This window comes from Bacillus sp. JKS001846 (assembly GCF_900176455.1).
In the GTDB taxonomy this organism is placed as follows: Bacteria; Bacillota; Bacilli; order Bacillales; family Bacillaceae_G; genus Bacillus_A; species Bacillus_A cereus.
The window spans coordinates 125,242-145,000 of record NZ_FWYG01000001.1; the positions used below are offsets into that span (position 1 = coordinate 125,242).

The following is a 19,759-nucleotide window of genomic DNA, read 5'->3' on the forward strand; positions in this document are numbered from 1 at the left end:
TTATTAGCAACAAAAAGAGATACCCTTTCTTTCAGGTACCTCTCTTGACAGTGATTACTTTGCTGCTGGCAATTGTATTGGATCAAATTTATCATACGATGTAAACTTTGCATCCGTAATAATGTGCGCTTTATCCTCACCATTGCTACTCATAACCATATCTATCTTTGCTGATTCATATTTAAAATCTTTTGTAATAATATATTCCCCATCTATTTCTTCTATCTTTGCATTTTGGCCTTGTAGCATTTTTTTCTGCTTTTCATCCATACTAGCTAGCATACTCTCTGTCTCTTGCCCTTTTAATGCAAACTTCAGCTTATAATTATCTCCACTTTTCTCCATCTTCACTTTATTTAAAATTTCCGATGGAATCTCTAAATTATCTACCATTCCTTGAGTCGCGTTCATTCCGTTAGCATTTAATTGTTCCTCTGGTACAGACATAACTTCACCTGTATTAGGATTTTTCAACTGACCAGCAATTTTGCCACCCACATCATAAACAACAACCTCTGTACCAGAAACATTCATTTCAGAACGAGAATTTTTTTTCTTCGGCTCTAGTTGCATTTTAGCCTTTATTACATTCATCTCTGTTCCTTCAGCCTTTATTCCCACATCATATGTCATCGTTACATTTTCTTCGTTTTTAAAAGCTTCATTCGCTTTATTGAAAACATCCTTCGCTGTTAATTCCTTTTCTTTCTGCACAGCTTCTTTTTTCGGTTCATCAGTCTTTTTTGTTTTCTCATTACTACACCCTACTCCTAGACCGACTGCAAGTACTAAACTTGAAATTAAAATAAGTTTTTTCATAACGTCCCCTCCTTCCCCAAAATAATATCATCTCTTTTCCTATTAAATCTATATAATTCGTAATATTTATCTTTAAATTTATTTCCTATATAACAACATGTTTGAGAAAAAGTTTAAATATGATGTAAATAATAACAACTCATTTCAGGAGGTCATTATGAAAGCGATTATTTGTACAAAGTACGGACCACCTAATGTTCTCCAGCTTCAAAATGTAGAAAAGCCTAAACCTAAAAAAAATGAAGTATTAGTTAAAATTCACGCAACAAGTGTATCGACTGGAGATTGTAGAATACGTGGCTTTAATAGCCCCCTCTTATTTTGGATTCCTATGCGGATCATATTAGGTTTCAGAAAACCGAGAAAACCTATACTTGGCGTAGAGTTATCCGGTGAAATCGAAGACATTGGAACAGATGTAACACAATTTAAAAAAGGAGATCAAGTTTTTGCATTAACAGAACTAAACCTTGGTGGTTATGCGGAATACACATGCGTGCATGAAAGTGGATTAATAGCATTAAAACCTACCAATGTGACATATGAAGAAGCTGCCGTTATTCCTTTTGGCGGAACTTCAGCATTGCACTTCCTTAGAAAAGGACAGATAAAAAAAGGGCAACGAGTACTTATATACGGCGCCTCTGGGTCAGTAGGGACAGCTGCCATACAACTTGCTAAATACTTCGGGGCGACTGTCACAGCCATTTGTAGTAGTTCGAATTTCGATCTAGTAACAACTTTAGGGGCAGACAACGTAATTGATTATATGAAAGAAGATTTTACTAAGCAGGGCGAGCACTACGATATTATATTTGATGCAGTTGGAAAATATAAAAAGTCTCTTTGTACAGATGCATTAATGCCTAATGGAAAATATGTATCTGTGAACGGAATGATGGCAAAGGTCAGTAAAGAAGATATGAACCTACTAAAACAACTAGCTGAAACAGAAAAGCTAAAACCTGTTATTGATAGAACTTACCGATTAGAAGAAATTGCTGAAGCTCATATATATGTAGAAAAAGGACATAAAAAGGGGAACGTTTCGATTATCTTAAAATAAAATATATTCCGAAAATATCATTGACAATTCTTTTTGTACGATTTACTATTAGTACCATATTCAAAACTACATACACATACTCTTATCAAGAGTGGCGGAGGGACTGGCCCGATGATGCCCGGCAACCGAGCTTATGACGTATAAGCTAAGGTGCTAATTCCTGCAAAACGAGTTTTCGTTTTGGAAGATAAGAGAGGAATCTATTTCGTCTATTCGGCACCTCTCTTATTTTTGGGAGGTGCTTTTTATTTTGGAACGTATATGAAGGGGGGATTTATAGATGAAAAAGGTATTATTAAGCATTGTAAGCGGAGCAGTATTATTATTAGGCGCATGTAGCGTGAGTTCAGATAAAGAGGTAAAAGCATTAGACGAGAAAAAGATTACTGTCGGTGTAACAGGTGGACCACATGAACAAATTTTTGAAAAGGTAAAAGAAGTTGCAGCAAAAGATGGTCTCGAAATTGATATAAAAGTATTTAATGATTATGTAGCGCCAAACGTATCTTTAGATGAAAAAAGCCTTGATGTAAATAGCTACCAAACGAAATCGTATTTAGATGTATTTAAAGCTGAACGCAATATGAAATTAGCTGAAGTATTTTCAACAGTAACATTCCCTATGGGCGTATATTCTAAAGATATAAAAGATGTAAAAGACTTAAAAGAGGGCGACGCAATTGCTGTACCAAATGACCCAACGAATGAACTTCGAGCTTTAAAATTATTTGAAAAAGCAGGGGTTTTAAAAGTTGATCCAAAGGCTACAGAAAAAGCGACTGCAAAAGATGTAATTGAAAATCCAAAAAAATTAAAGATTGTCGAATTAGAGGCATCTCAATTACCAACACAACTAAGTGAAGTGAAAGCAGCTGCAATTAACACAAACTTTGCATTAGGTGCAAAATTAAGTCCAGCGAAAGATTCTATCTTCCGCGAAGGAAAAGATTCACCATATGTGAACTGGGTCGTTGTTCGTACTGAAAATAAAGATGATGCCGTTGTAAACAAATTAAAGAAAGCTTATCAATCTAAAGAAGTAAAAGAGTTTATCGAGAAAAAATTTGATGGTTCAGTTTTACCATCTTGGTAGGAGCTTACGATAATGATTGAATTAAAAAACATATCCAAAGTATTTACAACAAAAAAAGGGAATGTTGAGGCTCTTAAGTCTACTTCCCTTAAAGTAGAAAAAGGCGAGGTATTTGGAATCATTGGGTATAGTGGCGCTGGTAAAAGTACATTGATTCGATGTGTAAATTTATTAGAAAAACCAACGACAGGAAATATCATTGTAAACGAGCAAGACTTAACAACGTTATCGACAAAAGAACTAGCAAAATCGAGACAAAAAATCGGAATGATCTTCCAAGGATTCAATTTACTTAAAACTGTTACCGTTTATGAAAATATCGCATTACCGTTACGGCTTGCTGGCATTCCAAAAGCAGAAATTGAAAAAAGAGTAGAAAAGTATTTACGCATTGTCGATCTTTTTAATAGAAAAGATGCGTATCCAAGCGAACTTTCTGGTGGTCAAAAACAGCGTGTTGCAATTGCTCGTGCGCTATCACATGAACCTGAAGTGTTATTAAGTGATGAAGCAACGAGCGCATTAGATCCCGAAACAACCGATTCTATCCTTGATTTGTTATTAAAGATTAACGAAGAAATCGGAATTACGATTTTACTCATTACACATGAAATGAATGTCATCCAGCGTATATGTGACCGCGTTGCTGTTATGGAACATGGATCTGTAGTCGAAAGTGGGACTGTAAAAGATATTTTCACAAACCCACAACATGTAACCACGAAGAAATTTTTAAATAGCGCATTTGCAGCGAAAATTCCAAAAGAGGTACAGAAAGAACTACAAAGTACTGGAGAAATTGTAACACTTTCATTTATTGGCACTACTTCAGGGGAACCTGCCTTAGCCGTTGCCACAAAACGTTTCCAAGTGTATCCGAATATTTTATCCGGTAATATTACGCAGTTAAAACATGAAGCATATGGGAAACTAGTCGTTCATATGCAAGGGGAACAAAATGAAATCCACCGTGCTTTATCATTTTTACAAGAGCAAGGAATCATCGTAGAAGGAGGTAGAACAGATTATGGGAAACAAGTCCTTTTTGGATGAATGGGGTAAAGTCATATGGGAAGCCACAATCCAAACCTTTCAAATGACATCTATCTCATTACTCATCTCGATCCTTATTGCATTACCACTTGGCGTCACACTTGTTTTAACGAGACCTGGTGGACAGCGTGAAAATAAAATCATCTATCCTATTCTTAATACAATTATTAATATCATTCGCTCTCTTCCATTTATCATTCTATTATTCTTTATTTTACCTTTTACAAAGTTTCTAATGGGAACGTCCATTGGCGTGCAAGGTGTTATCGTACCGCTTGTCGTCTTCACAGCCCCTTATATCGCACGTTTAATGGAGACAGCTTTACTAGAAGTCGATCGCGGTGTCATTGAAGCCTACCAAGCGATGGGCGTTTCTACTATAAAAATCATTTGGCACGTTATGGTGAAAGAAGCACGTCCCTCCCTTGTACTCGGATTAACAATTGCAACGATCGGCTTAATCGGCGCAACAGCAATGGCTGGCCTTGTAGGTGCTGGCGGGCTAGGGGATTTAGCATACCGCTTCGGACATTTACGCTACGAGCCTGAAGTAATGTATGCAACCGTCTTTATTTTAATTATCCTCGTTCAAGGATTACAGTCTTTAGGGAATGGTGTTGCACGAAGATTGAAGAAAGATTAAAAAAGAAGGCATCTCACCCTGGTGAGATGCCTTCTTTTTTATCTTTTAAATCCACCTTCTGAATGAATAACTTGCCCAGTAATCCACTCGGCCTCTTCACTTACTAAAAATTTAATGAGTCTAGCTGCATCCCTTGGCTCACCAATTCTGCCAAAAGGAAACATCGGCTTTAACCCTTGTTTTATCTCTTCAGTCATCCATCCTGTATCGGTTGGTCCTGGATTAATTGCATTCACTGTTATTCCTAAATGAGCTACCTCTGCTGACAACGTACTAGTAAGAGCATCAATAGCTCCCTTCGTTGTCGCATAAGCTAGTTCTCCTGCCATAGGACCTTGAAATTGCCCCGAAGTAATATTAACAATTCTACCACCAGATTTCTTATCAAATCCCCGGGAAAATTGACTACTTAACAGCGTAGTCGCACGAACATTTACCATATAATGCTTATCTAATTCTTCAACAGTCAACGTAGAGAAATCATTATTCGTAGAATATGCTGCATTATTAATTAATATATGAGGGTACCCTAATTGTTCAGTAACTTTATTTATAAGCTCTTTTGGTGCATCATTCTGAGTTAAATCTAACTCCATACTTGATACTTTAACACGGTTTTTTAGTAACTCTTCTTTTAATTGTATTTGTTCATTTTTATCAACGCCCCAAGGCATCTCTTTATCGTAAGCTGTCCAATACGTAAAAAATATATCGTATCCTGATTCAGCTAATTCTTTACAAATCGCTGCCCCTATACCATCTAGACGACTTACCCCTGTAATAACTGCTACTTTATTTTTTAATTGGTTCATCATATACTCCTCCAAGTTTAAAGGACGCATATTTTATATAAGAGATATAAACTTTCCCACAAAAAAGACAGATACATAAAATAGGCACCTATCCTTATAAAAGGGATGTACAAGCCAAATATGCATTCCTTGAATGATTTACAGATAACTAAATAAACCCTCGCTTATGAGAGAAAAATTTATCTATCTAGTAGTTTCTAATCATTACAAGTTCATCCACATATTGAGTCTTTGTCTCCTTTACATATATCTCTATTCTTAGTTTATCAAAGCAGATAAAATGTTACAAAAAATAAAACAATTATTCACAACCTATCCTTGTTCACATTCTCTCCATTGTGAATCTTTTCACATTGGATATATAATAAACGTGTAAATACAATATTGGAGGGATTTCAATGGTTATCAATTTTTTAAGAACTGATAAACGTGCTACTTTCATATTATTACTTTTACGGCTTTACATAGGATATACATGGCTCGCTGCTGGGATAGGCAAAGTCTTCGGACAATCTTTTGACGCAAGCGGTTTTCTAAAGGGTGCTATTGCTCAAGCATCAGGTGACCATCCTGCAGTACAAAGTTGGTGGGCAGATTTTCTTCAACATTTTGTCCTTCCAAACGCAGACCTATTTAGCTTTTTAGTTCAATGGGGAGAAATTTTAGTAGGTCTAGGTTTGATTTTAGGCGGATTAACAAAAACAGCTGCATTTTTCGGAATCATAATGAATCTTTCATTTTTATTAAGCGGAACTGTTAGTGTAAACCCAAACCTGCTTATTTTGACTATGTTCATTTTAGTTGCAGGGCAGAACGCTGGACGTATTGGATTAGATGGCTATGTTTTCCCTAAACTTTTCCGCAAAAACAACCACAGAACATATAAATTAAGTAAAACTGCGTAGTAACAATTTACTTTTAAAATATAAATAAGAAAAAGAGCCTGAATATAGGCTCTTTTTCTTATTTATCCTAATTTAAACTTTTAACGAACCACGAAAACCTCTGGCAGCATAGTAAGAGTCTGCTCCATTGTGGTACACGAAAACATGTCCAAAGCGATAATCGCAAAATAGAGCTCCACCAAGCTCTCTAATATCTGAAGGTGTTTGTACCCAACTCGATGATTTCATATCAAAATCTCCAAGTTGTTGTAACTCTCGATATTGTTCTTCCGTTAATAACTCAATACCCATAGCGGCCGCCACATCAATAGCGTTATTTTCTGGTTTATGCTTTTTTCTTGATTCTAACGCTTCAAGATCATAACAAAGACTTCTGCGGCCTTTAGGACTCTCCTTTGAACAATCATAGAAAGTATATTCGTCCTTTTCTTCATCATAACCAATAACATCCGGCTCACCACCAGTTACTTCCATTTCGTTAAGTGACCACAATTTTTCATTATTAGTAGTCAGCTTCGCTTCAACTTTAGCCCATTCAAGACCTTCATGGCGGTTCATATTTTTCTCAAAACGAGCTTGCAATACTTTCAATAACTCTTCACGTTTTTCTACTAGTAAGTCATTTTTATTTCCTGTCATATTAGTCCTCCCTGATGTATGTACTGATAGTAGTTTAAGTATATATTTTATAATAAATCATCTCAATATGAAGACCGTTTCAATCATATGTCTTGTACAAACATCTATTACAAAGTCCTAAAACCCTCCATACTCTCTTCAAGCATATAGTGTGAAAACCACATCAAGTTCTGCTTCATAATAGCCACATGAACTCCTGGTTGGTCAGAACTATATGCCATTCCTTTAAATATAATTAATTCTGTATCAACTTCCATATCCATTAATCCTTGATATAGATCATATGCATTTGTAATCGGAATTCTTGCATCCTTTTCCCCATGTTGAATTAAGGTAGGCGTACAAGCTGATTTAATATACGTCATAGGTGATGTCTTCGTATATATATCTGGATCATTCCATGGAGTATTTCCTAAATACATTCTAATAAAGTAAGGTATATCTGTATTTACATAATGGGTACTCCAGTTAGTTATTCCACCGCCAACTGAAATAGCTTTAAACCTGCTACTAAATGTAGAACAAAAAGCTGATACATATCCACCATTGCTCCATCCCATAACTCCTACTCTATCTTTATCTACTATCCCTTGATCAACTAGTTTATCAACTCCTGATATAACATCGTCGTAGTCAGCAATCCCCTGTTTTCTATAGTTAGCTTTTAAAAATTCATTACCATAACCTGAACTTCCTCTGTAATTTGGTTCTAAAACGATAAAGCCTTTTTCAACAAACTGTTCAATCGGATATTTCTCATTGAAACAGTCTGAAAATATCGGAAAAGATGCCCAAGCCGGACCGCCGTGAATTACTACTAATAAAGGATATTTTTTATTAGTGTCAAACTCTACTGGCGTTGATAAAACACCTTCTATTTCAAGACCATCACTACTTTTCCATGAGATGATTTCCCTGTTACTTTTAAGTTTCCCTTTGAAAAAGCTATTTTCATCCGTTATTTTTTTATCGTCTAAATAGATTTCAAAGGTTTCATTTGTTATAGCCTTATTATAGGTTATATGATTTCCATCCTTTGTTATAGAGGCATCCATTATAAAGCCATCTATCTTGTCGCTTAATGCTTCCACAGTGCCATCTTCAGCTAGTAATCCAATACGATAATTCGTTTTATCCTGCCATCTAATTAAAATTCCTTTAGCTGTCCACTGTAATGGCATAACTGTACTATCAAAGTTTGTTAGAGGCTGAATTACCTCTCCAGTATTCATATCATATATCTCTAACGTACTATCTTGTATATGGTTTCTATAGTAATCCTTCTCTCTTATGCTTGCTGTGTAACATATTTTACTGCCGTCAGGAGAAAAGCAAACACTCCCTCCCAACAACTTATCCACATTCAGCTTTTGTAGCTCTCCAGCTTTAATATGGAGTATGTATAGATCTCCATTTATATAATCTGCCATATTTGAGCTTGGTGCCGCCATAAATACAACCTTTTTACCATCATTTGAAATATCAAATTCATGGATATGAAAATCCTTACCATCCGTTAATTGATAAACAACTCTGTTCTCGTGTTCATCTGTATCACTTTGTATCACCTTTTCTATTTCAATGTAATATAAACAATTATTCTGGTGTTCCTTACCTATATGTTGAAAATCTCCATATAGGTCCTTACGTTTCTTTATCTCTTCACATTCTTTTGACTGCGTAACATAATAAAGACCCTTGCCAGTAGGACCCCATTTGAATGTACTGACTCCTTCTTTCTTATCAGTAATTTGAACCTCTCTATAATCATCTAGTGACTTAACAAATATCTGATTTTCCCCATCACCAACTGGACTAAGATATGCGATACACCTAGCATCTGGAGACCATAATGGGTGTGTACTATCTATATCACCATTTGATAATGGGTAACTCTGCTTCTTATCTTTTTCATATATCCATACATGATTCCTATATGTATTGTCTTTCCAATCAGCCGTCTTCTTAACAAATGCTACGTTTTTACCATCATCACTTATGTTTGTACTTGATACGGTTGGTAATGAAATAATCTCTTCTATACTTAAATATGTTTTTGCTTTCACTTTCATATAATAAGCCCCCTTGTAATGTCCATGAATCTACCGTCTCTTCTTGTCGTAATAAAGGAAATTGTTCACGGATACTTAAAATAGTAACGGAAAATTCAGATAAATAAAAGTGAATCCGATAAAGTAAAACTTTAATCTATAGGGCTCTTTCCGCTTATCAATTTTAGATGTTCTTTTTCGACACAAAAATACCCCTTTAGATAAAATATCTAAAGGGGTGCAAATTTGTAAATTTATTTTAAAGCTATAACTATATTTATTAACCTACCAATCTCCTACTCAACAGTAACAGACTTAGCTAAGTTACGTGGCTTATCAACGTCACACTCGCGGTGAAGTGCTGCGTAGTATGAGATAAGTTGTAATGGAATAACTGCTACTAGCGGTGCTAGCGCTTCGTGTACAGCTGGTAATACGAAGCTGTCACCTTCCATTTCTAAGCCTTTCATTGAGATGATACATGGGTTAGCCCCACGTGCTACTACTTCTTTCACGTTACCACGAATTCCAAGGTTTACGTGCTCTTGTGTAGCAAGTGCGATAACTGGTGTACCATTTTCAATTAAAGCGATTGTACCGTGTTTTAACTCTCCTCCAGCGAATCCTTCTGCTTGGATGTAAGAGATTTCTTTTAGTTTTAACGCACCTTCTAATCCTACGTAGAAGTCTACGCTACGGCCGATGAAGAAACAGTTACGCGTTGTTGCTAAAAATTGTTTTGCTAATGCGTCCATTTCTTCTTTTTGATCACAAAGTTCTATCATTGCATTTGCTACAAGTCCTAGTTCGTGTGTTAAATCGAAATCAAGAACTTCACCTTTTGCTTTAGCAATATCAGCCGCTAAAATTGAAAGTACTGCAAGCTGTGCTGTGTAAGCTTTCGTTGATGCAACTGCAATTTCTGGTCCAGCGTATAACGGAAGTGTATAATCAGCTTCACGAGAAAGCGTAGAACCAGGCACGTTTGTAATTGTTAATGCTTTATGCCCCATTTCATTTGTTTGTACAAGTACTGCACGGCTATCAGCTGTTTCACCACTTTGTGAAATGTAAATGAAGAATGGTCTTTCTGTTAATAATGGCATGTTGTAGGAGAATTCACTTGCCACGTGTACTTCAACTGGCATTTTTGCAAACTTCTCGATAAATTGTTTTCCAACAAGACCTGCATGATAACTCGTTCCACATGCAATGATGTAAATGCGATCGCTATCTAAAATCGCATTGCGGATGTCTTGATTTAATTCAATTTCGCCATTTTCATCTTGATACTTTTGAATTATATTACGGATTACAAGTGGTTGCTCATCGATTTCTTTAAGCATGAAATGAGGATATGTTCCCTTTTCAATATCACTTGCGTCTAATTCCGCTGTAAATGGTGCACGTTCAATCGTTTCACCTTGTAAGTTTTTAATTGTAATACTTTCTTTCGTTACGATTACGATTTCTTTATCCATTAACTCAATGAATTGATCTGTAACTTGTAACATCGCCATAGCGTCGCTTGCCACAACATTAAAGTTGTCACCAACACCTACTAATAGCGGGCTTTTGTTTTTAGCAACATAAATCATGTTTGGATTTTCAGCATCAAGTAATCCGATTGCATAAGAGCCATGTAAAAGAGATAGCGTATTACGGAACGCTTCTTCTACACTTAATCCTGTGCTCACTTGTTGTTCCATAAGCTGTACGATAACCTCTGTATCTGTTTCACTTACGAACGTTACATCTTGTAAATATTCCTTTTTCACTAATTCATAGTTTTCAATTACACCGTTATGAACTAATGTAAAGCGTTTTGATGTACTTTGATGCGGATGCGCGTTTACTTTACTTGGAACACCGTGTGTAGCCCAGCGTGTGTGTCCGATACCTACGCTTGCTGCTACGTTCTCATCTACGATTTCACGAAGTTTTGCGATACGGCCTTTTTCTTTGTATACAACAACACCGTTCTCTGCTTGTACTGCAATACCTGCTGAATCATATCCACGATATTCTAGCTTTTCTAAACCTTTTAATAAAATTTCCTTTGCATCTTGCTCTCCAATAAATCCTACGATTCCACACATGTTTAGTCGCCGTTACAAATGCTTACACTGCTCTGCGAACATGTAACGACATAGTCCGATACCATTTTTATTTATACTAAAAAACGGATTACATATTGCTAGCCCTGTAAGCTTGTAACGGCTTTCACCTTCCTCTCGATTGGGTTTAAGTCCGTATATACTTATACAGCTAGTTTTCATCCGTTCCTCTTCTCTCATCACACTTTCACCTTTGTCCACTAAGTCACCTTAATGATTTAAGTAAAAGCTTGCGGTTGTGATGAACAACCGGGAGTCATCCGCCGAAATCTCGATAAACCCCACCTCGTCAACTACACTATTTGTAGTTCTGGCGCTTTTATAATTTACAATATTTCCTTTGAGAAAAAGAACAAGACCATCTTATAACAAACATGGATAAACCGTCAATGAAATTTTTTTCATCGTCTATAAAACATATGAAAAAGGAGCACTTCTTGTGCTCCTTTTTCATATAAATTCAGCTAATTATTCAGCGCCAACTTCGGCTTTCACAACTTCTACAATGCGATGTACATATGCATCACAAACTTCTTGTGTTGGTGCTTCTGCCATTACACGAATAAGTGGCTCTGTTCCAGATGGGCGAACAAGAATACGGCCATCACCGTTCATTTCTTCCTCTACAACACGAATAATTTCTTTAATTTTTTCATTTTCTAATGCTAATTTTTTATCTGTTACACGAACGTTTACTAGCAATTGTGGGAATTTCGTCATTTCCCCTGCAAGCTCAGATAATGGCTTTTTCGTCATTTTCATGATGTTTACAAGTTGAAGTGCACTTAACATTCCATCACCAGTTGTAATGTAATCAAGTAAGATAATATGGCCTGATTGTTCTCCACCTAGGTTGTAACCTCCGCGCTTCATTTCTTCCATTACGTAGCGGTCACCAACTGCTGTTTTATCACTTGTAATATTATTTGCTTCAAGTGCTTTGTAGAAACCTAAGTTACTCATAACAGTTGAAACAACTGTATTATGTTTTAATTGACCAGTTTCTTTCATGTACTTCGCACAAATGAACATAATTTGATCACCGTCAACGATGTTTCCTTTTTCGTCTACAGCAATTAAACGGTCGCCATCGCCATCAAAAGCAAGTCCGATATCCGCACCTTTTTCTTTTACCAATTCAGCTAAGCCTTCTGGATGTGTAGATCCTACACCCTCATTAATATTCATACCATTTGGAGAAGTTCCCATCGTTGAAATATCAGCTTCTAGGTCTGCAAATAAGTATGGAGCAAGAGAAGAAGTTGCACCATGTGCACAATCTAAAGCGATATGTAAGCCAGAGAAATCTTCTTCAACAGTTTGTTTAATGTACTGTAAATATTTTTGTCCACCTTCAAAGTAATCACTCACTTGTCCAAGATTAGTACCTGTCGGACGTGGTAGTTCATCAACTTCTTTGTCTAATAAAGCTTCAATCTCAGCTTCTTGCTCATCTGTTAATTTAAAGCCGTCTGAACCAAAGAATTTAATACCGTTATCTTGTACTGGATTATGAGATGCAGAAATCATAACACCCGCTTGTGCGTCTAGTGCTTTTGTTAAATAAGCAACGCCCGGTGTAGAAATAACGCCAAGGCGCATTACTTCTGCTCCAGTTGATAATAGCCCTGCTACTAAAGCTCCTTCTAACATATGGCCAGATACACGTGTATCACGACCAATAATTACTTTTGGACGATCTGTATCTTTTGTTAATACATAACCACCAAAACGTCCAATTTTGAAAGCTAATTCAGGTGTTAACTCCTTATTTGCAACTCCGCGTACTCCATCTGTACCAAAATATTTACCCATTATGATTCGCTCCTTTTTCTTGCTCTTTTTGATTGTGATTATCTACTGTTGGTTCTTGACTCGTTTCTTTATCTTGATTTTGATTTTGGTTTTGATTCTTTTCCTGTTCTTTTTCTGAATCAGGTTCAGGATTTTTTGGTTTCTCATTTTGATTTTCTTGATCGGTGTTTGAATCCGGTTGTTGACCGTTACCCTGTACTTCTTTATCTGGTTTTTCTTTCTTCACAATAGTAACTTTAGCACTTTTTTGTTTTGGCTCTATTGAAATATTACCAGGACCACTCACTTGAATTGAAATATCTTTCGTTCCTGGAGATACATTTTGCAGATTAATTACCGCTGTTATTTGAGCAGCTGTTATTTTATCTACTATACTTGCTTCTCCTGAAATATCAACACTTATCTTTCCATCTTGCGGCGAAAGTAGCTGAGCAGTAACATCTTTAGAAAGTCCATTTTTCTGGATTGGGATACCATCAATCGTTTTTGTTTTCGTTTGTTTTGTTTTTTGCACTCCCACCGAAACCTTCACTTGATTCGGTTTGGCACTTGTTACACCCTTGGGTAATAAAACAGAGGCATCGAATGTTGTAGACTCTGTCAATTGACTAAGATCTACTTCGACCCCCTCTAGCGATTGTATATTATCCAAAATATCTTTTGGACCAGCTATCGTTACTTCTCTCGGTTCAACACTGATATTTGTAACCGCCAATCCTTCTGCTAAACTCCCCTTCTTCGTATACGTTACAGGAACAGTTTTTTCAGTATTATTGGCTGTATTTTGCGTTGCCACATTCAACGTTACACTAATCTTAGATGGACTTGTTCTTACATTTAAACGTTTTCCTTCTTTATTGTATAATGTAACTTCGGGCGTTTTTGTAACAGTTTTATTAACACCTTTTAAATCAACATACGCTTTGGCAGATGAAATGCTTTCAATTTCTTCTTTCGTCCCAACTACCTCAACAGTATCCGGTTTAAGGCTTGATTTTTCTAGAGTAGCCCCCGCTGGCATCTGATCCTCATTTGATAATTTCAGATCTACATGAACATATTTTCTCGCCTTTTCATGAAGAGTAACTTTAATTGTTGATGGCTGAACTGTTCCTTTCACATCATCTGGAAGCCCGTTCGTTTTTAAAGAAATCTCATAAGTTCCTTTTGGACTATCTCGCAAATCAACCGGTATGTCAAATTGTTTTTTTGCTTTTGCTGTAGCAACTGATGCTTTTGGGCCTTCTAATTTTACTTTAACGCCCTCTGCCGGAATACCACTTACAATATATTTCTCCTCATCATACTTAAGATTAATAGCATAATTAGTTAATGTTTCTTTCGTATCATTTGCAAAAGGTAATATACCTGATGTCGTATTTTTTTCAGTTAACGTCGCTGACATAAAAAGCATACACGCCAATAGTAATGAGATCCCTTTTAAAAACCAATGATTCTCCATTAACTTATCCATGACGCTTTCTCCTCCAATTCCATAAAGACGAAGAAGTCGTTTTTTCGTTTCCACTAAATTCAGCTAATAACATATCCTTCAGCTGTTCTGTCTTCAAATCACGATGCAACTTACCATTTTTCGTTAAAGAAATTTGACCAGTTTCTTCAGACACAACTACTGTAATACTATCAGTAACTTCACTAACTCCCATTGCAGCACGATGTCTAGTTCCTAATTCTTTAGAAATAAACGGACTTTCTGATAATGGAAGATAGCATGCTGCTGCTTTAATTGTACTTCCTTGCATAATTACCGCTCCGTCATGAAGAGGTGTATTTGGAATAAAAATATTAATAAGTAATTCCGATGATACGTTTGCATTCAGCGGAATACCCGTTTCCACATAATCACCCATACCGGTCTCTTTTGACAAAGTAATTAATGCACCAATTCTACGTTTCCCCATATATTCGGTTGCTTTTGCTATCGCTGTTGCAACCATTTCAGGTTCATCATCCTCATGCGTTCCAACACGCGAAAATAAACTTCCGCGCCCTAGCTGCTCAAGTGCTCTTCGCAATTCTGGCTGAAAGATAATAATAACGGCTAAAAATCCCCACGTTAATACTTGTTCAGTTAGCCAAGATAGCGTACGCAATTCAAGGAAAATACTGATCATCTTAACGACGATAATAACTGTAATCCCTTTTAAAAGTTGAACAGCTTTCGTCCCTCGGATTATAAGAATTAGCTTATATATAATAAACCATACAATGGCAATATCTAATGCCGTACTAAGATATTTCAAAATGGTCGTATCTTCAAAAGGCATGCTATCCCTTCCTCCTACTTACGAGCAATTCTATCCATATATTGAAATATTGTTTTATGCTCTATCTGTATGTATTTCCAACAACTAGTTAATTATACCATACATGAAACAAACGACAATTACAAACAACCCCCTTTAGCTCAAATTGGTAAGATGTCAAACATTTTTATTGTACAGTATAATATAAATCATTATTATACGCCTATTTTCAAATAAAAAAAGCAACTTCTCAGTTGCTTTTCTTACATTTATTTTAGTTTTTCACCGAATAAAGAACCCATTAAAGCAACTGCTGTTGTTGCCGTTCTATTTCTCTCATCTAAAATCGTATTTACCTCAACAAATTCAGCAGATGTGATAATATCAGCTTCTGCTAACATTTCCATCGCCAAATGACTTTCACGATAAGATAGACCGCCAATTACAGGCGTTCCAACACCTGGTGCATCATGAGGATCAAGACCGTCTAAATCTAATGATAAGTGTACACCATCAGTATGAGATAAATATGCGATTGTTTCTTCCATAACAGCCGTCATCCCCATACGATCAATTTCATGCATTGAGAACACTTTAATACCTTCATTGCGAATGAAATCTTTTTCTCCTTCATCCAATGCACGCGCACCGATAATTACGACATTCTCTTTTTTCACCTTTGGATATGCTCCGTATAAATCTACAAGTGAAGAATGTCCATAACCTAAACTTGCTGCAAGTGACATACCATGAATATTTCCAGATGGTGAAGTTTCCTCTGTATTTAAATCACCGTGTGCATCATACCAAATAACGCCTAAGTTTTTATAATGTTTTGCTACACCAGCTAATGTACCGATAGCAATACTATGGTCACCACCTAATACAAGTGGAAAACGACCTTCTTCTATAATATGATCCACCTTACTTGCTAATTCATTACATACAGTTGCAACTTGTGTAAGGTTTCTTAATTTTGTATTTTCATCTATCTCTTTTTCTCTCTCTATACATATATCTCCCATATCTTTAACGTCATATCCAATTTCTTCAATTCTTTCAATTACCCCTGCATAACGGATCGCGCTCGGTCCCATATCAACTCCACGACGCATCTGTCCTAAATCCATTGGAACTCCAATAACTGAGATTTCTTTTTTCATAGATAGTATCCCCCTTTTATGCCTTCACTAAATATTTTAAATCTTTTATATAGTCTGACTCAACTCGACATTTTTCTGTATGGATATACAATTTATTCACTTATATTCATACTGAAAACCAAATTTCAAGACTATTCTATGTATAAAGTTAACTTAATGAAACAATCGCAATCACTATTATTAAATAATAATAATAAAACACTCCTACATTTAGAAGTGTTTTTCTGATGCTATTTTCCATACTATTGCAATATTTTTTGTTGTCATTTCAATATTTTCTTCTGCTACTTTATATGCTTCTTCTAGTGTCATCGGTCTCGTTGTAATACTAAATACCGCATCTATTCCTTTCTCGTACACAGCTGAATAATCAGATGATACAGACCCTCCAATAGCAATTACAGGCACAGAAAAACGTTTTGCACGCCCCGCAACACCCACAGGAGCCTTTCCATATGCAGTTTGTTTATCTATTCTACCTTCACCAGTTATAATGAGATTTGCATCTTCTATATGTTTATCGAAATTTGTATAATCTAATACAATTTCAATGCCCCTCCGCAAGTCTCCCTTTAACACTGAAATAACAGCCGCTCCCATTCCTCCCGCTGCCCCTGCACCAGGTATTTCAGATACATCAAAAGATACATATCGTTTAAGCATATTCGCATAATGTTGTAAATTCTCATCTAGCTCTTTCATCATCTCTACATTTGCACCCTTTTGTCTCCCAAATATGAAAGATGCTCCCTGCATTCCGACTAATGGATTATCCACATCACATGCCGCTTCTATCTTTACCCCCTTTAAGCGGGGGTCCATTCGTGAAAAATCAATAGCAACAATCGAATGTAATATGCCTCCAGATGGATCTATTACTTCACCCTTGTCATTTATAAATCTTACTCCTAAAGCTGCTAACATACCTGCCCCACCATCATTTGTAGCACTTCCTCCAAGTCCTAAAATTATGTACTCCACTCCTTGATCTAGCGCATGTAATATAAGTTCTCCTGTTCCTTTTGTCGTTGTAATAAGTGGGTTGCGCTTTTCAACTGGAACGTGCTGTAATCCTGATGCTGCTGCCATTTCAATAAACGCTGTCTTTTTATCTTTAGAAATGCCATAAAAAGCTTGTATACCTTCTCTAAGCGGTCCTGTCACACTAATTGATATAATTCTCCCCCCTGTAGCATCAACAAGTGATTCAACCGTCCCTTCTCCTCCATCTCCAATTGGTATTTTCACATACTCTGCATTAGGAAAAATTGCTCTAAAACCTCTTTCAATAGCTCCACATACTTCTATAGCTTTTAGGCTTTCTTTATATGAATCAGATGCAATAACAACTTTCACAATTATCTCCCCATCCCTTATTTTTACGTTTTCTTCATTTTAAACGACAAGTATAAAAGTTGTCTTTTTAAACACAAAAAAAGCTTACATCATATGATGTAAGCTTTTTTATTTAGATGGAGCCTAGCGGGATCGAACCGCTGACCTCCTGCGTGCAAGGCAGGCGCTCTCCCAGCTGAGCTAAGGCCCCTTATTAATTAAGCGGAAGACGGGATTCGAACCCGCGACCCCAACCTTGGCAAGGTTGTATTCTACCACTGAACTACTTCCGCAAAAATGATGAGCCATGAAGGACTCGAACCTTCGACCCTCTGATTAAAAGTCAGATGCTCTACCAACTGAGCTAATGGCTCGTAAATGGCTGGGCTAGCTGGATTCGAACCAGCGCATGACGGAGTCAAAGTCCGTTGCCTTACCGCTTGGCTATAGCCCATTAATATTTACTAGTATGGTTATCTTTTCAAAAAAATAAACCCTCTCAGGTTATTTTAAAGAAAATGGTGGAGGGGGGCAGATTCGAACTGCCGAACCCGAAGGAGCGGATTTACAGTCCGCCGCGTTTAGCCACTTCGCTACCCCTCCGACATTTTAAATATATATGGTGGAGGATGACGGGATCGAACCGCCGACCCCCTGCTTGTAAGGCAGGTGCTCTCCCAGCTGAGCTAATCCTCCAAAAGTGGTGACCCGTACGGGATTCGAACCCGTGTTACCGCCGTGAAAGGGCGGTGTCTTAACCACTTGACCAACGGGCCAAAAAAGTTTTAAACCTATTCCCAAGCTTCCAACCGGGCTTGAACCGGTGACCTCTTCCTTACCATGGAAGTGCTCTACCAGCTGAGCTATGGAAGCATAATGGCTCCGCAGGTAGGACTCGAACCTACGACCGATCGGTTAACAGCCGATAGCTCTACCACTGAGCTACTGCGGAATAATATTAGCCTGGCAACGTCCTACTCTCACAGGGACAAGGTCCCAACTACCATCGGCGCTAGAGAGCTTAACTTCCGTGTTCGGTATGGGAACGGGTGTGACCTCTCTGCCATCATTACCAGACTTTTATCATTATAAACATTTCTTTCGAAATGTCAAGAAGAAATTTTAATGCATATTCCTTCAAAACTAGATAACATTGCTACATATTATATGGTTAAGTCCTCGATCTATTAGTATTCGTCAGCTCCACATGTCACCATGCTTCCACCTCGAACCTATCAACCTGATCATCTTTCAGGGATCTTACTAGCTTACGCTATGGGAAATCTCATCTTGAGGGGGGCTTCATGCTTAGATGCTTTCAGCACTTATCCCTTCCGCACATAGCTACCCAGCTATGCCCTTGGCAGAACAACTGGTACACCAGCGGTGCGTCCATCCCGGTCCTCTCGTACTAAGGACAGCTCCTCTCAAATTTCCTACGCCCACGACGGATAGGGACCGAACTGTCTCACGACGTTCTGAACCCAGCTCGCGTACCGCTTTAATGGGCGAACAGCCCAACCCTTGGGACCGACTACAGCCCCAGGATGCGATGAGCCGACATCGAGGTGCCAAACCTCCCCGTCGATGTGGACTCTTGGGGGAGATAAGCCTGTTATCCCCGGGGTAGCTTTTATCCGTTGAGCGATGGCCCTTCCATGCGGAACCACCGGATCACTAAGCCCGACTTTCGTCCCTGCTCGACTTGTAGGTCTCGCAGTCAAGCTCCCTTATGCCTTTGCACTCTACGAATGATTTCCAACCATTCTGAGGGAACCTTTGGGCGCCTCCGTTACACTTTAGGAGGCGACCGCCCCAGTCAAACTGCCCACCTGACACTGTCTCCCGGGTCGATAAGACCCGTAGGTTAGAATTTCAATACAGTCAGGGCGGTATCCCACCAGCGCCTCCACCGAAGCTAGCGCTCCGGTTTCAATGGCTCCCGCCTATCCTGTACAAACTGTACCAAAATTCAATATCA

Annotated in this window: 16 protein-coding genes, 9 tRNA genes, 2 rRNA genes and 1 riboswitch (1 of these 28 cut by a window edge); of the genes, 5 read left to right on the forward strand and 22 right to left on the reverse strand. The window is 37.6% G+C overall.

Translation table 11 applies throughout. The annotated features are described in order from the left end of the window. Positions 1 to 54: 54 nt before the first annotated feature. Positions 55 to 819 carry a DUF6612 family protein gene (locus B9A45_RS00695; protein WP_000733614.1) on the reverse strand — a complete coding sequence of 255 codons (765 nt, stop codon included), beginning with the start codon at positions 817 to 819 and terminating at the stop codon, positions 55 to 57. 157 nt (positions 820 to 976) lie between these two features. Here B9A45_RS00695 and B9A45_RS00700 point away from each other — a divergent pair, with 157 nt between their 5' ends. The 4 genes from B9A45_RS00700 (at position 977) to B9A45_RS00715 (ending at position 4,674) form a co-directional block, all read left to right on the forward strand. After that, complete coding sequence (locus B9A45_RS00700) at positions 977 to 1,885, forward strand: NAD(P)-dependent alcohol dehydrogenase (protein ID WP_084063803.1); 909 nt, start codon at positions 977 to 979, stop codon at positions 1,883 to 1,885. Between the two features lie 79 nt (positions 1,886 to 1,964). Next, a riboswitch (SAM riboswitch) is annotated at positions 1,965 to 2,079 on the forward strand. A gap of 86 nt (positions 2,080 to 2,165) precedes the next feature. Then, on the forward strand, positions 2,166 to 2,978 hold the full coding sequence (locus B9A45_RS00705) for a MetQ/NlpA family ABC transporter substrate-binding protein (protein WP_000756992.1): 813 nt from the start codon (positions 2,166 to 2,168) through the stop codon (positions 2,976 to 2,978). A gap of 12 nt (positions 2,979 to 2,990) precedes the next feature. Then, the gene (locus B9A45_RS00710) at positions 2,991 to 4,031 is read left to right on the forward strand and encodes a methionine ABC transporter ATP-binding protein (RefSeq protein WP_084063804.1); all 1,041 of its coding nucleotides are present in this window, start codon (positions 2,991 to 2,993) and stop codon (positions 4,029 to 4,031) included. Further along, complete coding sequence (locus B9A45_RS00715; protein ID WP_000527151.1) at positions 4,006 to 4,674, forward strand: methionine ABC transporter permease; 669 nt, start codon at positions 4,006 to 4,008, stop codon at positions 4,672 to 4,674. The genes B9A45_RS00710 and B9A45_RS00715 overlap by 26 nt, the downstream gene beginning before the upstream one ends. A gap of 38 nt (positions 4,675 to 4,712) precedes the next feature. On the opposite strand, the gene B9A45_RS00720 is transcribed toward B9A45_RS00715, so the two are convergent. After that, positions 4,713 to 5,489, reverse strand: coding sequence for an SDR family oxidoreductase (locus B9A45_RS00720; protein WP_141525963.1), 777 nt, complete (start codon positions 5,487 to 5,489; stop codon positions 4,713 to 4,715). Between the two features lie 395 nt (positions 5,490 to 5,884). On the opposite strand from B9A45_RS00720, the gene B9A45_RS00725 reads away from it, so the two are divergent. Next, a complete protein-coding gene (locus B9A45_RS00725) occupies positions 5,885 to 6,391 on the forward strand; it encodes a DoxX family membrane protein (RefSeq protein ID WP_000236368.1) in 507 nt (168 codons plus the stop codon). Positions 6,392 to 6,463: 72 nt separating this feature from the next. On the opposite strand, the gene B9A45_RS00730 is transcribed toward B9A45_RS00725, so the two are convergent. The 20 genes from B9A45_RS00730 to B9A45_RS00825 all read right to left on the reverse strand — a co-directional run. Continuing rightward, positions 6,464 to 7,030, reverse strand: coding sequence for a DUF4256 domain-containing protein (locus tag B9A45_RS00730; RefSeq protein ID WP_000147390.1), 567 nt, complete (start codon positions 7,028 to 7,030; stop codon positions 6,464 to 6,466). Between the two features lie 107 nt (positions 7,031 to 7,137). Next, complete coding sequence (locus B9A45_RS00735; protein ID WP_000864889.1) at positions 7,138 to 9,102, reverse strand: S9 family peptidase; 1,965 nt, start codon at positions 9,100 to 9,102, stop codon at positions 7,138 to 7,140. A gap of 275 nt (positions 9,103 to 9,377) precedes the next feature. Continuing rightward, positions 9,378 to 11,180 (reverse strand): glutamine--fructose-6-phosphate transaminase (isomerizing), encoded by a 1,803-nt coding sequence (gene glmS / locus B9A45_RS00740; RefSeq protein WP_000334163.1) that lies wholly within the window; start codon positions 11,178 to 11,180, stop codon positions 9,378 to 9,380. A gap of 12 nt (positions 11,181 to 11,192) precedes the next feature. After that, entirely contained in the window at positions 11,193 to 11,378 is a 186-nt protein-coding gene (locus B9A45_RS00745; protein ID WP_001206405.1) for a hypothetical protein, read from the reverse strand. A 288-nt stretch (positions 11,379 to 11,666) separates the two neighbouring features. Beyond that, on the reverse strand, positions 11,667 to 13,013 hold the full coding sequence (gene glmM, locus B9A45_RS00750; protein ID WP_000521476.1) for a phosphoglucosamine mutase: 1,347 nt from the start codon (positions 13,011 to 13,013) through the stop codon (positions 11,667 to 11,669). After that, positions 13,006 to 14,487, reverse strand: a complete 1,482-nt coding sequence (locus B9A45_RS00755) for a CdaR family protein (protein WP_084063806.1) — start codon at positions 14,485 to 14,487, stop codon at positions 13,006 to 13,008. Before B9A45_RS00755 ends, glmM begins: the two co-directional genes overlap by 8 nt. Further along, complete coding sequence (gene cdaA / locus B9A45_RS00760; RefSeq protein ID WP_001115697.1) at positions 14,480 to 15,301, reverse strand: diadenylate cyclase CdaA; 822 nt, start codon at positions 15,299 to 15,301, stop codon at positions 14,480 to 14,482. The genes B9A45_RS00755 and cdaA overlap by 8 nt, the downstream gene beginning before the upstream one ends. Before the next feature lie 248 nt (positions 15,302 to 15,549). Continuing rightward, positions 15,550 to 16,443, reverse strand: a complete 894-nt coding sequence (gene rocF / locus B9A45_RS00765) for an arginase (RefSeq protein WP_000711563.1) — start codon at positions 16,441 to 16,443, stop codon at positions 15,550 to 15,552. Between the two features lie 210 nt (positions 16,444 to 16,653). Further along, positions 16,654 to 17,799 (reverse strand): glycerate kinase, encoded by a 1,146-nt coding sequence (locus B9A45_RS00770; RefSeq protein WP_084063807.1) that lies wholly within the window; start codon positions 17,797 to 17,799, stop codon positions 16,654 to 16,656. A gap of 117 nt (positions 17,800 to 17,916) precedes the next feature. After that, positions 17,917 to 17,989, reverse strand: a tRNA-Ala gene (locus tag B9A45_RS00775). Between the two features lie 10 nt (positions 17,990 to 17,999). Further along, positions 18,000 to 18,071 (reverse strand) — tRNA-Gly (locus tag B9A45_RS00780). A gap of 8 nt (positions 18,072 to 18,079) precedes the next feature. Then, positions 18,080 to 18,152 (reverse strand) — tRNA-Lys (locus B9A45_RS00785). 5 nt (positions 18,153 to 18,157) lie between these two features. Continuing rightward, positions 18,158 to 18,232, reverse strand: a tRNA-Gln gene (locus B9A45_RS00790). Positions 18,233 to 18,297: 65 nt separating this feature from the next. Beyond that, positions 18,298 to 18,381, reverse strand: a tRNA-Tyr gene (locus tag B9A45_RS00795). A gap of 17 nt (positions 18,382 to 18,398) precedes the next feature. Continuing rightward, positions 18,399 to 18,474 (reverse strand) — tRNA-Val (locus B9A45_RS00800). A gap of 5 nt (positions 18,475 to 18,479) precedes the next feature. Next, a tRNA-Glu gene (locus B9A45_RS00805) sits at positions 18,480 to 18,554 on the reverse strand. A 24-nt stretch (positions 18,555 to 18,578) separates the two neighbouring features. Beyond that, positions 18,579 to 18,651, reverse strand: a tRNA-Thr gene (locus B9A45_RS00810). Between the two features lie 4 nt (positions 18,652 to 18,655). Continuing rightward, positions 18,656 to 18,730, reverse strand: a tRNA-Asn gene (locus tag B9A45_RS00815). Between the two features lie 9 nt (positions 18,731 to 18,739). Then, positions 18,740 to 18,855, reverse strand: a 5S ribosomal RNA gene (rrf, locus tag B9A45_RS00820). A 90-nt stretch (positions 18,856 to 18,945) separates the two neighbouring features. Further along, positions 18,946 to 19,759: ribosomal RNA gene (locus B9A45_RS00825) — 23S ribosomal RNA — on the reverse strand (it continues 2,108 nt past the right edge of the window).

Bases quoted from the DNA above. Each gene is read 5' to 3' on its own strand.
- B9A45_RS00695 (WP_000733614.1), bottom strand. From the start codon at position 819: ATGAAAAAACTTATTTTAATTTCAAGTTTAGTACTTGCAGTCGGTCTA.
- B9A45_RS00700 (WP_084063803.1), top strand. From the start codon at position 977: ATGAAAGCGATTATTTGTACAAAGTACGGACCACCTAATGTTCTCCAG.
- B9A45_RS00705 (WP_000756992.1), top strand. From the start codon at position 2,166: ATGAAAAAGGTATTATTAAGCATTGTAAGCGGAGCAGTATTATTATTA.
- B9A45_RS00710 (WP_084063804.1), top strand. From the start codon at position 2,991: ATGATTGAATTAAAAAACATATCCAAAGTATTTACAACAAAAAAAGGG.
- B9A45_RS00715 (WP_000527151.1), top strand. From the start codon at position 4,006: ATGGGAAACAAGTCCTTTTTGGATGAATGGGGTAAAGTCATATGGGAA.
- B9A45_RS00720 (WP_141525963.1), bottom strand. From the start codon at position 5,489: ATGATGAACCAATTAAAAAATAAAGTAGCAGTTATTACAGGGGTAAGT.
- B9A45_RS00725 (WP_000236368.1), top strand. From the start codon at position 5,885: ATGGTTATCAATTTTTTAAGAACTGATAAACGTGCTACTTTCATATTA.
- B9A45_RS00730 (WP_000147390.1), bottom strand. From the start codon at position 7,030: ATGACAGGAAATAAAAATGACTTACTAGTAGAAAAACGTGAAGAGTTA.
- B9A45_RS00735 (WP_000864889.1), bottom strand. From the start codon at position 9,102: ATGAAAGTGAAAGCAAAAACATATTTAAGTATAGAAGAGATTATTTCA.
- glmS (WP_000334163.1), bottom strand. From the start codon at position 11,180: ATGTGTGGAATCGTAGGATTTATTGGAGAGCAAGATGCAAAGGAAATT.
- B9A45_RS00745 (WP_001206405.1), bottom strand. From the start codon at position 11,378: ATGAGAGAAGAGGAACGGATGAAAACTAGCTGTATAAGTATATACGGA.
- glmM (WP_000521476.1), bottom strand. From the start codon at position 13,013: ATGGGTAAATATTTTGGTACAGATGGAGTACGCGGAGTTGCAAATAAG.
- B9A45_RS00755 (WP_084063806.1), bottom strand. From the start codon at position 14,487: ATGGATAAGTTAATGGAGAATCATTGGTTTTTAAAAGGGATCTCATTA.
- cdaA (WP_001115697.1), bottom strand. From the start codon at position 15,301: ATGCCTTTTGAAGATACGACCATTTTGAAATATCTTAGTACGGCATTA.
- rocF (WP_000711563.1), bottom strand. From the start codon at position 16,443: ATGAAAAAAGAAATCTCAGTTATTGGAGTTCCAATGGATTTAGGACAG.